This window comes from Lactobacillus sp. M0396 (genome assembly GCF_016101625.1).
Lineage (GTDB): Bacteria > Bacillota > Bacilli > Lactobacillales > Lactobacillaceae > Lactobacillus > Lactobacillus huangpiensis.
This window is the reverse complement of sequence record NZ_JACFQE010000005.1, coordinates 67,806-83,616: the sequence shown is the minus strand read 5'-3', so window position 1 is coordinate 83,616 and position 15,811 is coordinate 67,806. Positions and strand designations below refer to the sequence as shown.

The window sequence follows — 15,811 nt, the reverse complement described above, 5'->3', positions numbered from 1 at the left end:
TGATTTTTGGAGGAAATACGTGTGATTCTGCTCCGCGACATAGGACGTATCATCATTATTACTAATACTATACTAGCCTTTTATATCGTCTTTCATAGAAGACGCTCTGTCTCAACTACTTGGGCCTGGCTGATTATTCTGCTGGTTTTTCCAGTTTTAGGGATGATCATTTACGGCTTTTTTGGTCGGGGAATTTCACAGGAAAACATTTTTGCCATTAACAAGCAGCATCATATCGGTCTGCGCAATGTGCAAAAATCTATTACTGCTGCACCTAAAAAAATTAGTACATCTGACACCTCAAATAGAGCTAAAATGGTGGTACACTTTTTTGATCATGATGGCGAATCTCCATTGAGCAAAAACAATCATGTTAAGCTCTATACCGATGGTAAAATAATGTTTCATGATATGATGGCTGACATTAATAACGCTAAGCAATCAGTAAATGTTGAATTTTATACCTTTTATAATGATGAAATCGGCAATGATTTTCTAAATTTACTGATTAAAAAGGCACAAGAAGGCGTGTCAGTGCGTTTGTTATATGATGCTTGGGGGTCTATGGGCGCAACTAAAGCCTGGTTTGATCAGTTAAGAAAAGCCGGTGGCGTAGTCCTGCCGTTTATTACTTCTCGCAACATGATTACCCGGTACCGGATTAACTACCATTTGCACCGTAAAATTGTGGTAGTTGACGGTAAAACCTCCTGGACTGGTGGCTTTAATATAGGGGATCAGTACCTGAGTCGCAAGAAAAAATTTGGTTATTGGCGTGACAGCCAAGTGAGGATTGTCGGATCTGCCTCTTTATTATTGCAAGAGCGGTTTGTGATGGATTGGAATGCCTCTATTCAAAAAGAAAATCAGGTTATTGCTTTCAATACCATCCTTTTTCCCAACTTGGATGAAAACGAGATTCATCCTGGTGATGTAGCAACACAAATAGTTTCAGACGGACCTGACCGCTATAATGCTAATATGCGTAATGGTATTATGCGGCTGATGTCTCTAGCAAAAAAACGTCTCTGGATTCAGACACCGTATTTAATTCCTGATGATGCGATGTTCGCCACTTTGCAAACAATTGCCCAGTCAGGAGTAGATTTACGTATTATGATACCGTGTAAACCAGACCACCCATTTATTTACCGCGCTACTCAATGGTATGCCAATGAATTATCCCGTTATGGTATTAAAATTTATATTTACAACAAAGGTTTTATTCATGCCAAAACAATTGTAGTAGACGATACTTTTTCTACAGTGGGGTCAATGAATCAGGATTACCGCTCATATGATCTTAATTTTGAAGATGTTGCCGTTTTTTATGATAAAAATTTCACTAGTGAAGTTGCTAAATCATTTGAAGACGATATGAAAGTTTCTTCATTATTGACTCCTGAGGATATTGCCAAACAGGGTCGCTGGCTTAAGATTTTGCAAAGCTTTTCGCGGATGCTTTCGCCAATTTTATAATTAACAAAAAGCCTTCCAGAACGGAAGGCTTTTAAAATGCGCCATTATTAATTATTCTGCAAAGTGATAAACAGTTTCAGCTGGGTAGCGAGTTGTTTTAGCCATAGTTTCTTCGGTTTCATTGCTCTTACCAATTACTATTGCCATTACTGGTAAGTAGCGTTTTGGCTCTAAGTTAAAGGTTCTGGCAATTTTAGATTCATCATAACCAGCAATTGGGTTAGTGTCGTAGCCATGATTGCGGGCAACAAGCATAAACTGCATAGCAGCAAGTGAGCAAGACCTAATGGAATCAATTGCACAGGAATAATATGTACCATTTTCATAAGATGGCAAAAAGGTTCTTAAGACTTCGTCTAATTTTTCCTTAGTGATATTGCCTGTCTCATATTCCTTGGTCCAATTTTCACGATACTTTTTATAAGCATAAACATCAGCAAAGACTTGCACCACCGCAGCACAGCTGTCCATTTGTGGATCGTTAAATCTAAGCATGTATTTCTTAACTTTAGCAATAGTTTCCGGGGTATCTGCTACTTCAAAGTGCCAGCCTTGCAAATTGCAGCCGGAAGGAGCCGTTACTGTTTCTTCAAACATTTCTTTAAATTCTGAACGCGGAATTTTAACACTTTTATCAAAGTGACGCACAGAATGACGATTTTGTACTACATCATTAAAATCGTTATTACGCATATTTTCACACTTTCTAATATAAATATATCTCTTCTTTCTAATTTTACTACATTTTGTTATCTTCTTCACATAATTTTTTGAAAAAATTAGCAGTATAATAAAATTTAAATATTATAAGTAAGGAAGGCCATAAAAATGAAAAAATTAGTTAGAGACAAAATACCGGAATTTGCGCACTATGCTACTTATCGTGAACTTAGTCACGCAGAAATTGAGCCAGCTTTAAAGAAAAAATTAATTGAAGAAACTAATGAAGTTCTTGCTGCTAAAACTGAAACTAATTTAATTGAAGAATTAGGTGATGTTTACGAAGTCATTTTGGCATATCTTAAATTTAAAAACGTTGATCAAGCAACTTTTTTAAAGCAAGTAAAAGAAAAGCGCGCCCTTAAGGGTGGCTTTACCAAATATCTAGAAATGAATTGGGAAGAAAAATAAGCCTATTAAAAAAGCCACGTTAATGTGTGACTTAAAAAATATCTTGAATTTCAATCCGAATATCATGGTGTATATGATTTTTAAGTGCTTCGACAATTTGTGCTACGCCGTATGAAAAACGAAGGTAATATTGTCTGTTCTTTTGGGTTGTTAAAATACAAATTACCTGCTTTTTCTTCGGATTAGGCACTTTAATTAAAGTGACCATCGCAATCTCTGAATATGAGACTGTCCGCCGAAAGTAACCTGAAACAACAGCCCTTTTAGGTGCGAGACCCGTAAAACCATCAATAATACCAATCAACAAAAATATTGCCAAGAAAATACTGAGACCTGGATCGCCCTTTTCAATTAATTGCCAGGCAAAACCGATCCAAATAAAAATTACGGCCCAAATAACTGAAGACGAGCGATAATGTCCCTTTAAGTCAATATTTGCCTGCCAGTACCAACTATAACAGGTGTAGCCTAGAAGCAAGGCATCCAAAATTAGATAAAAAACTACCATATTACTCTCCTCAATTGTATTTTCATCTATTATAACAGATTGACAGTCTTTAGATATTTTATTCAACATTAATGATATTTTACTTGCAATTTTATTAAAATCATGATTAAATTATTATCAAATTAAATGCAATGAAAAAGACGAGTAGATAACTTACCTCTTTAAGTGAATCGGTGACAGTGGAAAACCGTTAGACCCTGGGTTATTGAAAAACACTTTTAGCAGCACGCTGAAATTTTTGTAAAAGTAGGTTGTGTCGTCTCCAGTACGTTACCACGCTGGTGAAGCATGATAGTGCTTCATGAGTTGGCCCTATATTTGGGCAATTAAGGTGGTACCGCGGAAAAAGCCTTTCGTCCTTGTTTTTATTAAAAACGGGATAAAGGGCTTTTTCTTTTCCTTAAATTTACAGGAGGTCAAAACAATGACTTTAATTTTACCCGAAGATTATCATCCAACTCTCACAATTCGCGATACCGAAGCAGCGATTGTTTTCATTCGTGAAAGATTCCAAACAATTTTGGCGAAAAAATTAAATTTACAACGAATGTCTGCACCGCTATTTGTTGAAAAATATACAGGGCTTAATGATAACTTAAATGGAGTTGAGCGTCCAGTTGCTTTTGATGCCAAGGATTTACCGGCAGATGACACACTTGAAATAGTGCATTCACTAGCCAAATGGAAAAGAATGGCACTTAAAAAATATGGCTTTAACATGCATGAAGGACTTTTTACTAACATGAACGCCATTCGCCGCGATGAAGATTTAGATAACTTTCATTCAATTTATGTTGACCAATGGGATTGGGAAAAAATTATTGCCAAAGAGGAAAGAACAGAAGAAACTTTAAAGAGTACTGTTACTAAAATTTTTACTGGTATTAAGGAAATTGAAGCAGAATGTGCATCCCGTTATCCTGCTTCTACTTACCGTTTGCCAGAGAAGCTTTACTTTATTACTACTCAGGAATTAGAAGACCGCTGGCCGGATATTAGTCCTGAAGAAAGAGAAAACAAAATTACTGAGGAAGAAAAAGCTGTCTTTATTATGAAAGTCGGTGACAAGCTGAAGAGAAGCGGCAAGCCACACGATGGTCGTGCACCCGATTATGATGACTGGGAATTAAACGGTGACCTAATTTTTTGGTATGAACCTTTAAAACAAAAAATTGAAATTTCTTCTATGGGTATCCGTGTTAGTCCTGAAAGCTTGCACGAACAGCTAAAGAAGGCTGATTGCCTTGATCGTGAAAAACTGGAATTTCACCGAATGTTGCTTAATGGAGAATTACCTTATACCATCGGTGGTGGAATTGGTCAATCCCGCTTATGTATGCTTTTGCTTGGCAAAGCTCACATCGGTGAAGTTCAAGCTAGTGTTTGGCCTCATGATATGATTGCCAAATGCGAAGAACATGACATTCAAATTTTATAATAAATGAAGAAAAGCCATACAGTTAAAAAGAAACTGCATGGTTTTTTATTGCAATAACCCTATATGTTAGACAAAATCTTGTAGTAAACTAGCAGTAGCAGAATTAGTTTTAAGAAAGGCAAAATTATGATTGATGCAAATGAAATAGCTGAGTTAAAAAATGATATTGATCAGGCACGCCACATTACTTTTCTGACTGGTGCCGGAGTTTCAACTCATTCTGGTATTCCTGATTATCGCTCTAAAAACGGTATTTATGATGGCGTCTCTGAAAGTCCGGAAACGATTTTAAGTGAGGAAACACTTTATCAGCGACCAGAGTTCTTCTACAAATTTGTGATGGATAATATGTATTTCCCTGAAGCCAAGCCAAATGAAATCCACCAGAAAATTGCCGAGATCTGCAACGAAAAAGGCGATCTAATTACACAAAATGTTGATGGCTTGGATACCAAAGCCGGCAATAAACACGTGACCGAATTTCATGGCTGTCTTTATAATATTTACTGCACTAAGTGCCATAAACCAGTTTCATACGCTGAATACGCCAAATCTTACCAGCATGAAAATTGTGGCGGTATTATCAGACCAGGAATTGTTTTATACGGTGAAGCCATTAACGGAGACAGTTTAGCCAAATCAGTCAACGCAATGCAAAGTTCTGACCTCGTAATTATTTCAGGCACTAGTTTCGTTGTGTACCCTTTTGCCCAGCTTTTATCTTACAGGCAGTCTGGAGCTAAAGTTTGGGCAATTAATAAAACTGCCATTCCAGCAGAAGGAATTTCCTCCATTATTGCGGATGCACTAGATGTTTTTAAACAGCTTTAACTAGTTTTTAAAAAGAAAGCCCTTTAAACCATCAGAATGGCTTTTTTACCCGGATACTATAAATTACTTGTGCTAAAATACGACACAGTAATTAAAAATAATTCTGAACTAGAAAAGAGCTTTTAAATGGCAATTTTTAAAATGTATGCTCCCTTTTTCAGTGGAAGTAATTGGATTCACGTACTGACCAGTGGCAAAGATTGGCTCGTCATCTTAACCCTGATTCTAATGGAATGCTTGCTTTCTGTTGATAATGCAGTTGTTATGGCAGCTCAAACCAAGGTTTTGCCTGACAAGAAGCAACAGGAAAAGTCATTATTCTATGGTCTTTGGGGCGCATACATTTTTCGTTTCATTGTGATTGGTATTGGTACTTATCTGATCAATTTTTGGGAAATTAAATTAGCAGGAAGTCTCTATCTTTTCTATTTATCGTTCAAGTTTTTCTATGAGCAAAAGCATCCCCAAAAAAGAGCAGCCAACACAAAAATTACAACTGAAAAAAGTCCCAGCCATGCTTCCAAAAAGGGCAAACATTTTCTGTCACTTTTCTGGCGGACCGTTATTTCAATTGAAGCAATGGATATCGTATTTTCAATTGATTCAGTTTTAGCTGCCCTAGCAGTTTCCAATAATCCGGTAGTAGTATTAATTGGTGGCATGATTGGTATCTTATGTATGCGCGGTGTTGCCGAAATCATAATCAAATTGATGGACATTATTCCTGAACTGCAACCGATGGCTTACGTTTTAATTGCTATCATTGCTCTTAAACTTTTATTGTCTTTACCACCACTGCATTACGAACTGCCTAATACAACTTTTGCCTTTATTGTGTTCGGTATTCTTCTCTTAACTATTGCTTTTCATTTTATACGAGCAAAAAAGAAAAGACGGAAACTATAATCTTTGTTCAACGTATTCTTTGAGCACAACTGCCTGGTTGTGCTCTTTATTCTTTGCACCATAAAGAAAAAGGACATCTTGTTTTGCAAGTTCGTCTTTCACTCGGGTAACAAAACTAACAGTCACAGGATTATGTTCTAATTCAGCAATGTACTTTTGCCTAAACTCAGGATATTTAGTATCATCATGATTGAACCACTTACGCAATTCGGTGCTGGGACCAATTTCTTTGACCCACTCATCCAAATCAGCATCTTTTTTACTTTTGCCTCGTGGCCACAGACGATCAACTAAAATGCGGTAACCAGCAGGCTGCTCATGTTCGTAAATGCGTACTAATTTTATCTTTGTCATTGTAATATCTCCTTTTAGTTTAAGTTTACTACACGGAAGAAAAAATGAATTATTCAACTTATTTCTCTAATAAATCAACTGCTGCCATTACTAAAGATTTGATTGGCAGACCATTAACATATAATGATGGCCAGAATATAATGGGTGGCTATATTGTAGAGGCTGAAGCTTACTTAGGCATTAAAGACCGGGCAGCACATTCTTATGGCGGTCATCGCAGCCCGGCTAATGAGGGTCTTTATCGTAAAGGTGGAACTATCTACATTTACGCCCAAAGACAGTATTTCTTTTTCGATGTCGCAACACAAGAATATAATGAGCCGCAAGGAGTTTTAATTAGAGCCATCGAACCAGTCTGGGGCATAGAGCAGATGATTAAAAATCGTGCCGGCAAAAATGGGGTGCTTTTAACTAACGGTCCTGCGAAAATGATGCAGGCTTTTGGTATTCACAGTAAAAAGTGGAATTTACATTTCTTAACTGATTCACCTTTTAAAATTGACTTAGATGACAGTCACAAAAAACTGGCTAAGGAGATCCAAACCAGTGCCAGAATTGGCGTTAGTCAATCCGAATTAGAATGGGCCAATAAAAAATTACGTTACTATGTAGCAGGTAATCCGTATGTTTCCAGAATGAAAAAAAGTGCCTATCAAAAAGATAATGGCTGGCAGTGAGAGCAGTATCCCAGTGGTCTTTTAAAATAGTAAAAGATAATAAATGAGATAATTATAAAATATTTTTTAAATAAAGTTATTGACAAGTCACTCTTAATAGCCTATTATTTTTCTAAGTTAAATAATTTCCAATGCAATAGAGGTCGCGGTTGTTACGAAACTAATCTGAGTGAGCGAACACTTTGAAGATTAGCGTAAGAATTACTGCCGAAACAAAAATGTTGTTCGTTTCAATCTTTTTGTTGGGCTGCAAGAGAATATTTTGCAGACTGTCCTGGTTCATTTCCAGGGAGCGCTATATGATTTGTTTAAAAAATAGATTATAACCTCGTTGTTTTTGACTAACAGCGAGGTTTTTGTTTACGCTTTTATTGTATTGGCTTTATTTGAAACATATTTTGTGGAGGTTTTCAAAATGAAGTCAAGATTTAAGTGGCTGGCTACCTTAGTTGCCTTATTCACCTGTTTGGGCATTGGGGCTAATTTTAGTCTGAATGAAGTTAACGCCAAAAAGGACGATGGTACGCTAAAAGTCGCCATGGAAGCTAATTATCAGCCGTACAATTGGACACAGACTAATAATGCCAATGGTGCTGTGCCAATTGAGGGCTCAAAAGAATACGCCAATGGTTATGACGTTAAAATTGCCAAAATTATTGGTCAAAAATTACATAGAAAAGTAGAAGTTGTTAAGACTGAATGGGATGGTTTACTCCCCGCTTTGACCAGTGGCAAAGCTGATTTGATTATCGCTGGGATGAGTCCAACAGCTGAACGTGAAAAGGCCATTAATTTCTCTAAGCCATATAGAAACAGTACTTTTGTGGTAATTACCAAGATTAACAGCAGATATGCTAATGCTAAAAAGCTGACCGACTTTAAGGGTGCCAAATTAACAGCGCAGCAAGGTACTTTCCACTATGATTTAATCAAGCAGTTAAAAGGTGCTAAGAGACAACCTGCTATGCGCGATTTTGCGGCTATGCGACAAAGTTTAATCTCCGGCACCATTGACGGCTATGTTGCCGAAGACACTGAATCAACTTCCTTTAAGATGGTTGACCCTGATATTAAGTCAATTCCTGTCAGCAAAATGGCTGGCTTCCACGCTACTAAAGAAGAATCTGTCACTTCAATCGGAATTGCCAAGCCCAACAAGGCACTGCTTAAGAGCGTTAACCAAATATTAGCTACTATTCCCCAAGCAAAAAGAGTCAGATTAATGACTGAAGCTGTCAAGCAGCAGCCTAAAACTGATAATAATAAAAAAGGCAAAAAGGCTAAGTCAGAGCCTTGGTTAGTATCTATGTGGCGCCAATATGGCGGCATGATCTTAAATGGTATCGGCATGACGCTTCTTCTAGCTTCTGTAGGTACCATAGCAGGCTTCTTTATTGGATTGGCCGTTGGTATTGTGAGAACTATTCCTACACCAACAACCGGTGGTAAAAGATGGCTGCTCAAGTTTGTCAACTGGCTGCTTTCAGTTTATATTGAAATTTTCCGTGGTACTCCAATGATGGTTCAAGCTGCTGTTATTTACTATGGTATTGCCCAATTCTGGCACCTGAACATTGACAGAACGGTCGCCGCACTAATCATTGTTTCCATTAACACTGGAGCATATTTAGCCGAAATTATTAGGGGAGGAATTATTTCTACACCCGAAGGTCAGTTTGAGGCAGCCAGCGCGCTGGGAATGACTCATAATCAAAGAATGTGGCATATTATTTTGCCACAAGCAATCAAGAACTGCTTGCCTTCAATTACTAACGAATTTATCGTTAACATCAAGGATACCTCAGTTTTGAGCATCATCTCTGTATCAGAGTTGTTCTTCGTCGGTTCAACGATTGCGAGTCAGACATTTAAGTTCTTCCCAACTTATTTAACAATTTCTGCTATCTACCTCATCTTGACCTTTACCATTACCAGAATATTCAACTTAATTGAAAAACACCTCCAAGGAAGTAAGAATTACAACTTAATGGCAAACCAAGTTCAAGTTGGCACACCAAAAGACATGGAGGCTAAGAACTAATGACTGAATCAAACGAAACTATTTTAAGTTTAAAGCACATCAAGAAAACATTCGGTGAACACCAAGTTTTGAAAGATATTTCTTTTGATATAAACAAAGGTGAGATTGCCACAATTATCGGACCTTCAGGTGGTGGTAAATCAACAACTTTGCGCTGCATCAACCTGCTTGAGGAACCCACTGCTGGTGAAGTTGATTTTCACGGCAAAAATGTTTTGGCGCCAAACTACAATTGCAATATTTACCGGGCAAAAGTCGGCATGGTTTTCCAACAATTTGATTTGTTTGAAAACAAGAATGTATTAGCCAATTGTATGGTAGGTCAAGAGTTGGTATTAAAACGCTCAAAAGACGAAGCACGTCAAATTGCGCTGGCAAATTTGAAAAAGGTAGGCATGGAGCAATACGTTAATGCCAGACCAAGCCAACTTTCTGGTGGACAACAACAAAGGGTCGCGATTGCCCGTGCTATTTGCATGGATCCTGAAATTTTGTTATTCGATGAGCCTACTAGTGCTTTGGATCCTGAAATGGTAGGAGAAGTTTTAAGCGTTATGAAGAACCTGGCCACTACAGGTTTAACGATGATTATCGTAACGCACGAAATGGCATTTGCTAAAGAAATTTCTGATCAAATGTTTTTCATCAGCGACGGTGTAATAACTGAACAAGGTAAACCTGATCAGTTATTCAATCACCCGCAAAATGAAAAAACCGCGAAGTTTTTAAGTAATTTTCAGAATAACTAATAAAGTCTAATTAAACAAAAAACTGGTAACCTCACCTTGTTAATAATGTGAGTTGCCAGTTTTTAGTTTGCTTGTGACTCTAAAAGCAGAATAATTTCCTGATTAAATTTAGTTGGCTCCTCCCACTGCGGGAAATGACCAGAATGGTCAAACCAAATCAATTTGCACGGACTAGTAATTTTAGCAGCATATTCTGCAGTCAATTGTGAGGACACATGATGGTCATGTCTGCCTTCACAAAAAGTGATGGGAATGGCAAAATGCAGAATATTTTCAAAATTAACGGCCATCAGTTCTTCCCAAAAATATTGAATTGATTGCTTTGAGCCTTGCAAGCGGTGAATTAAGTCTTTAAAAGAATAATCTTTAGCGGATATAAACGGCCAAATTAATTTACGGTAGTTTTTAGCACCATGGATCGAGCCGCCATAAGCCACAATCATTTTAGTTAATTTCAGGCTGGCATCAATTGGTTCATGTACAAAATCAAGTTGATCAAGTTTGGCAGTATTTTTCATTTTTGTTCGTAAAAAAGCTTTTTGTAAAACAATATTCTTTTTCATATTAACCACTTGACCAATTCCGATATATTGCGTAACCAGGTCTGGATACATTTGAATAAAATAGAGTCCTAAAACCGTACCCCAAGAATGACCCATGATAATCAATTTATCCTGTTTTAACCGTTTTAATAAATAAAGCACAAACTGATGAATATCTGCCAAGATGGTGTCAATAGACAAGTTTTCTTCAGGCGAGAATTTGTAATACGATAGTCCACTGCCCCTTTGTTCCAGATTGACAAAGATAAAATGATCTTCTAGTTCGCTATTAAATTTTTTGGTCAAGGGGATGCAAGCATCGCCCGGTCCACCATGCAAATATAAAATGATTGGTTTCTGACTTTGCTTTGAACTAACTGAAAAATAAAGTTTAGTGCCGTTAATTTCTACGTTTTCTATCACTGATGTACTACTCATTTTTTGCCTATATTCATATAATCGACTGTTATTATGGATACACTGCTACTTTATTTAAGTATATTATTAATGTCCCTGCTTTGTAAATTGCAAATTATATTTACAAGACTGACGCAATTTTTATCAAATAAAGGCTCGTAACTTTTACTACTCTAAACTAAAAAAACTATTGGAATAGCCAGCTGAGAAAACCGATAAATATCAAATAATCTGACGAACTTTATGCTAGAAAAAAGTACCAAGCATTTTAATAGCTTAGTACTCAAATTATGTTAAATTCTAATCATTTTTATCTTCAACTTTGTAAAATTTAACTCGATTAATTAAGTAGTCAAATAAGAACACACAGATTAAATTAAAGACAATAATAAAGAGTATCAATAACGGGTGGTCTTCTTGCTCATCTGTCATATTTAACAAATATAAAGTTTCAAAACTAATAGGTACGCCTTGTAATGCCAAACAGTAAATTAAATCATTTTCGACTTGGTCAATAAATGTATCTTCTTTTACTTCAAACCAAGCTGTAGCAATTATTGTCATGATGAACGCACTAATTGACCATATTAAGTTAAAATTCAGCTTATTGGAGAAAAAAAGCGCCATTCCAAATGTACACAACAATAGTAAGGCGGCTCTTGCTAATTTCATTTTCATCTCATTTCCTATAACCTTTCTTTTTTGATTTTTTAATTATTATATAATTTATAATTATAAATGAAATATAATGTTAATCAACAGTCTAATCAGTAATTGCAGTTAAATCATAATAAATGCTGCGCTTATTTCATGATATTTAGCAATAAATTTAATTTAATTTATTTTTAATTACTCACTTTACATCTTAATAGTTATGTACTAACCTATAAGTTATTATTATCATAGATATAACTAAAGTTTTAAGTTAAATTAAAACTGCTTTTTTTGTATCTGAAAAAAATTCAGAGAGACATAGAAAAACTGGTATCTGTGAAAAATTTAATATTGCTTTGTGCATAATAAATCTTGGCAATATCATGATTGGAGCTATTAATAATGATCAAAAACCAGACTACGATGAAAGAACAACTGCTAATAGATCATGGCTATAAATATTTATGGTTTATTGTATTAGGCACATTCTTATTGGTTTTAATCTTACCGTTTTTCAAATCTGTTGATTTAAGCGTTGGCGCCTTAGGTCTCCTACTATCAGCTTTAGCGGAAGTATTGACAACATTTTTTCAACACAAACATATTACCTTTATTATAAGTTGGGTTTTAGGTTGGCTATTAGCTCTAATAATTTGTGTTATTCTGTTTTTTTACATTATGTGACATGCTTTTTGTCAAATAATGAATTTAAGAAAATATCGCCACAGAAAAGAAAGAGCATCAAAACAGGCAAACCACTTAATTTGTGGTTTGCCCGCTTTTTAGTTGATGCTCAAATAGCAGTGTCCGCTTAATTCATCATCCAGCTAATCGATCTGTTATATTATTCTTTTAGTGTCCCGGTAATTAAAACTAATGAGGTTAGACTTTAAAATTTGAGCGCTATTTATCGTGTTCTTTGTGCCATTCTTTAATCTGCTCCAGCCTCTTTTTAAAGCGGTCTTCATGACCTTGCGAGGTTGGCAAATAATATTCGTGTCCCTCTAAACTTGGTGGCATAGTTTTCATTGTCGTTAACTTGTCTTTAGCATAATGCGCCAGCTGGTAACCTTTACCATAGCCTAAATCTTTCATTAACTTAGTTGGGGCATTGCGAATCTGCAAAGGTACTGGTTCATCAATAGTCTTCTTAACATCTTCTTCAGCAGCTAGTCTAGCCTTATAAACCGCGTTTGATTTCGGAGCAAGCGACAGATAAATCACAGCTTCCGTCAAATGCACATCACATTCCGGCATCCCCAAAAACTGGCAAGCCTGAAAGACATTGACCGCTACATTCAGTGCATTAGTATCTGCCAAGCCAATATCTTCACTGGCAAAGCGCACTAGTCTGCGTGCTATATAAAGCGGATCTTCTCCCCCTTCAAGCATGCGCGACAGCCAATAAATTGCCGCGTCTACATCGCTGTTACGCATTGATTTATGCAAAGCGGAGATAATATTGTAGTGTTCTTCCCCGTCTTTATCATACAAGACTGATTTTTGGGTGATTAATTGCCCCAGACTGTCCATAGTCACGGCGATCGTATTACCACTTTTGTTGCCATTTAAAACCGCCATCTCCAGCGTATTTAAAGCAGTTCTGGCATCACCGTTGGCAAATTTGGCAATGGCTTCAATCTCCTGCTCACTGATTTTGACGGTTAATTTGCCAAAACCGTTAGGGTTGCGCAAAGCATTTTGCAATAACTTGATAATATCTTTGACTTCAAGCGGTTTTAAGACAAAAACCTTGCAGCGTGAAAGCAATGCCGAATTAACTTCAAAGGAAGGATTTTCGGTCGTGGCGCCAATTAGCGTGATACTGCCACGTTCAACATAGGGTAAAAAAGCATCTTGTTGTGCTTTATTAAAGCGATGAATTTCATCTACAAATACCAGCGTTTTTTGCCCCACTTCGTGTTCTGCTTCAGCCTGCTTCATAATTTTACGAATTTTAGTAATGCTGCTGTCAACCGCACTAAAATTAAAAAAGCTCGCTTGACTCTGCCGGGCAATTATTTCAGCCAAAGTCGTTTTGCCGACTCCCGGTGGCCCCCAAAAAATCATTGAGGAAACCTGGTCATTATCAATGATTTCTCGCAAAATTTTTCCCGGTCCCAGCAACTGTTCTTGTCCTACAAACTGATCTAGATTTTGGGGACGTACACGGTTAGCCAATGGTTCATTTTGCCCATTATTTGCAAATAATGATTCTTGCTTCATCATTACATCTTCTTTGTTTACTTCTAGACACTTACTAACCTAATTATACAAGTATTTGTACGCTAGCAAAAACAAATGAACGTCTGTTTGCTCTGATTTTACTAACTAGTTTGCGTTATAATTATATTAGGTATTAAGTTACACATAATGAGGTGAAGATATGGAATTTTTTAAGAAAATTGGTCTTGGCTTAGCCGCAACAGTGTTGACAATTAGTCCGCTGCTGCCAAGTCTAAATCATATTCAAACAGTGCAAGCTGCGCCAAAAACACAAAAACTAGCTAAAAACAGAATTACTTTAGTCAATGACGCACCCGTATATAATCAATATGGTCAAAGACTTAAAGCAAGAAAAAACGGAGATCTATCTAAAATTGAAGCAGATGTGAATGGATTCTGTTATGTTTCTTCTTTTGATATCGACTCCTTAGATTATTACGGCACAATAATGATTAATGGGCAAAAATACTATAAAATTGGTCAAGGAGAATATATTAATGACGGTGATGTCAATAACGTTAACGGCAAAAGCTCTAAGACCGGTAAGCTGGTTTTGAATCACAGATCTGCAATCTATACTAAAACCGGTAAGCTAAAAGGCAAGACTCTACCAGTTAAATCAGTCGTTAACTATCAGGGTCAGGTTAAGCAATCTCAATCCAAGCCAAAATATTATTTTGCAAAATTTAACGTTTCTGAGCAAAAGGCAACCTTTTATTATTTGCCGACAGAAACAGTTAATGGTAAAGACTGTTATGCAATAGGGAAAAATCGTTATATTAGAGCAAATAACGTTGACAGTATAGATGGGTATCCTCTTATGTATAATGGCGTTACCTATGCCACTGTTCTCAAAAAGACGACAACTCAAACATTAACCAATGATTCTACTAAGCACGTTCTAAAAAAGGGTCAAAAAATTAAAGTTGATTTAGCGGTCCAGCCTTGGGCAGAAGACTTTGAAGGCTATATCTATCGCCTGCACGATTATCCTAACGAATATGTTGGTCAAAGTTACATTAAATTGAGAAACTATTTGCCAACATCAAGTTACGATGAACTTACATTCACCTATGTAAGGCCTAATACTACGACAAATACTAAATTCTATAATTTTGACGGTACTCCAACAGGTATCAGTTACAGGAACCGTAAGCAAAACCCCTTGACCGTTGATGGTCTTTATTACTTATGGGTACCTAGTGAAAAGAAAGCAGAACTGTTTTATCACTATTTAACCTACAGAATAGACAGAAACTATTTTGTTAATAACGATGGTACTGACCTTAAAAAACCAGAGTTTGACAAAAACAATAAACTAATTGAATCGACAGAAGATAAAATCCACTATACTAACAGCTTGGTCAAAGCTAGTGATGTTACTTTCGCTAGTGATGTTACTTTCGCCAGTGGAATTAAGCTTACCCCTCTCAATACTGCTAAAGACGCTGAGAACGATCAGAAAGTAGCAACAGATAAGGATAAGCAAGAATTGCAAAGAAAATTTGAGGAAAATAAGAATAACAAGAATGTTAAGTGTGAGCAACAAAGTGCAGTAAGTAATTATAATAACGCTTTGATGATTGCTTCTTCTATTTTACAATTTCCAAAAGCAACGATTGCACAAGTAAAACAGGCAATTTGGTTACTTGACACAACCAAAATTCAATTAAGTACTTTAAACTTCGCCGAATGGAGTTAAATTAAAAAATAGAGTTAGTCCACCAAACAAGAGTGGTTTAACTCTATTTTTATTGCTTAATTTGAAAACTAACTAAATCATGCGAAAATATTGAAAGCCACGCAAAAGTTTAGGTAATTTATATAATAAAACAATTTTAGACATCAGTTTAGGGTA

At 36.4% G+C, this 15,811-nt stretch carries 15 protein-coding genes and 1 other annotated feature; of the genes, 9 read left to right on the top strand and 6 right to left on the bottom strand.

Going from position 1 to position 15,811, the window contains the following annotated elements; translation table 11 throughout:
* Window positions 1–15: 15 nt before the first annotated feature.
* Window positions 16–1,479, top strand: a complete 1,464-nt coding sequence (gene cls, locus H3T43_RS07035; RefSeq protein ID WP_370520799.1) for a cardiolipin synthase — start codon at window positions 16–18, stop codon at window positions 1,477–1,479.
* 51 nt (window positions 1,480–1,530) lie between these two features.
* On the opposite strand, the gene H3T43_RS07030 is transcribed toward cls, so the two are convergent.
* Complete coding sequence (locus H3T43_RS07030; protein ID WP_034980832.1) at window positions 1,531–2,172, bottom strand: nitroreductase family protein; 642 nt, start codon at window positions 2,170–2,172, stop codon at window positions 1,531–1,533.
* Window positions 2,173–2,307: 135 nt separating this feature from the next.
* Between H3T43_RS07030 and H3T43_RS07025 the strand changes: the two genes are divergently transcribed.
* Window positions 2,308–2,610: a nucleoside triphosphate pyrophosphohydrolase gene (locus H3T43_RS07025; RefSeq protein ID WP_034980833.1), complete on the top strand. Its 303-nt coding sequence runs from the start codon at window positions 2,308–2,310 to the stop codon at window positions 2,608–2,610.
* Between the two features lie 31 nt (window positions 2,611–2,641).
* Here the strand turns inward: H3T43_RS07025 and H3T43_RS07020 are convergent, their stop codons facing one another.
* Window positions 2,642–3,118 (bottom strand): hypothetical protein, encoded by a 477-nt coding sequence (locus H3T43_RS07020; protein WP_034980835.1) that lies wholly within the window; start codon window positions 3,116–3,118, stop codon window positions 2,642–2,644.
* 122 nt (window positions 3,119–3,240) lie between these two features.
* Window positions 3,241–3,482 (top strand) — a binding site (T-box leader).
* 60 nt (window positions 3,483–3,542) lie between these two features.
* On the opposite strand from H3T43_RS07020, the gene asnA reads away from it, so the two are divergent.
* The 3 genes from asnA (at window position 3,543) to H3T43_RS07005 (ending at window position 6,293) form a co-directional block, all read left to right on the top strand.
* Window positions 3,543–4,556 carry an aspartate--ammonia ligase gene (asnA, locus tag H3T43_RS07015; protein WP_198213535.1) on the top strand — a complete coding sequence of 338 codons (1,014 nt, stop codon included), beginning with the start codon at window positions 3,543–3,545 and terminating at the stop codon, window positions 4,554–4,556.
* Window positions 4,557–4,682: 126 nt separating this feature from the next.
* Window positions 4,683–5,387, top strand: a complete 705-nt coding sequence (locus tag H3T43_RS07010) for an NAD-dependent protein deacylase (RefSeq protein ID WP_152560579.1) — start codon at window positions 4,683–4,685, stop codon at window positions 5,385–5,387.
* Between the two features lie 126 nt (window positions 5,388–5,513).
* A complete protein-coding gene (locus tag H3T43_RS07005; protein ID WP_198213533.1) occupies window positions 5,514–6,293 on the top strand; it encodes a TerC family protein in 780 nt (259 codons plus the stop codon).
* Here H3T43_RS07005 and H3T43_RS07000 read toward each other — a convergent pair.
* Window positions 6,288–6,647 carry a DUF488 domain-containing protein gene (locus H3T43_RS07000; protein WP_198213532.1) on the bottom strand — a complete coding sequence of 120 codons (360 nt, stop codon included), beginning with the start codon at window positions 6,645–6,647 and terminating at the stop codon, window positions 6,288–6,290. The two genes, H3T43_RS07005 and H3T43_RS07000, sit on opposite strands and share 6 nt — an antisense overlap.
* A 44-nt stretch (window positions 6,648–6,691) precedes the next feature.
* Here H3T43_RS07000 and H3T43_RS06995 point away from each other — a divergent pair, with 44 nt between their 5' ends.
* From H3T43_RS06995 to H3T43_RS06985, 3 genes are all read left to right on the top strand, one after another.
* Window positions 6,692–7,324 carry a DNA-3-methyladenine glycosylase gene (locus H3T43_RS06995; RefSeq protein WP_198213530.1) on the top strand — a complete coding sequence of 211 codons (633 nt, stop codon included), beginning with the start codon at window positions 6,692–6,694 and terminating at the stop codon, window positions 7,322–7,324.
* 415 nt (window positions 7,325–7,739) lie between these two features.
* The gene (locus H3T43_RS06990) at window positions 7,740–9,365 is read left to right on the top strand and encodes an ABC transporter substrate-binding protein/permease (protein ID WP_198213528.1); all 1,626 of its coding nucleotides are present in this window, start codon (window positions 7,740–7,742) and stop codon (window positions 9,363–9,365) included.
* The gene (locus tag H3T43_RS06985) at window positions 9,365–10,114 is read left to right on the top strand and encodes an amino acid ABC transporter ATP-binding protein (RefSeq protein WP_198213526.1); all 750 of its coding nucleotides are present in this window, start codon (window positions 9,365–9,367) and stop codon (window positions 10,112–10,114) included. Before H3T43_RS06990 ends, H3T43_RS06985 begins: the two co-directional genes overlap by 1 nt.
* Before the next feature lie 62 nt (window positions 10,115–10,176).
* On the opposite strand, the gene H3T43_RS06980 is transcribed toward H3T43_RS06985, so the two are convergent.
* From H3T43_RS06980 to H3T43_RS06965, 3 genes are all read right to left on the bottom strand, one after another.
* Window positions 10,177–11,094 carry an alpha/beta fold hydrolase gene (locus H3T43_RS06980; protein ID WP_198213524.1) on the bottom strand — a complete coding sequence of 306 codons (918 nt, stop codon included), beginning with the start codon at window positions 11,092–11,094 and terminating at the stop codon, window positions 10,177–10,179.
* Between the two features lie 279 nt (window positions 11,095–11,373).
* Window positions 11,374–11,745: a hypothetical protein gene (locus H3T43_RS06975; RefSeq protein ID WP_152560580.1), complete on the bottom strand. Its 372-nt coding sequence runs from the start codon at window positions 11,743–11,745 to the stop codon at window positions 11,374–11,376.
* An 885-nt stretch (window positions 11,746–12,630) separates the two neighbouring features.
* Window positions 12,631–13,953 carry a replication-associated recombination protein A gene (locus tag H3T43_RS06965; RefSeq protein ID WP_198213683.1) on the bottom strand — a complete coding sequence of 441 codons (1,323 nt, stop codon included), beginning with the start codon at window positions 13,951–13,953 and terminating at the stop codon, window positions 12,631–12,633.
* A 160-nt stretch (window positions 13,954–14,113) separates the two neighbouring features.
* Here H3T43_RS06965 and H3T43_RS06960 point away from each other — a divergent pair, with 160 nt between their 5' ends.
* Window positions 14,114–15,655: an SLAP domain-containing protein gene (locus H3T43_RS06960; RefSeq protein ID WP_198213521.1), complete on the top strand. Its 1,542-nt coding sequence runs from the start codon at window positions 14,114–14,116 to the stop codon at window positions 15,653–15,655.
* Window positions 15,656–15,811 lie beyond the last annotated feature (156 nt).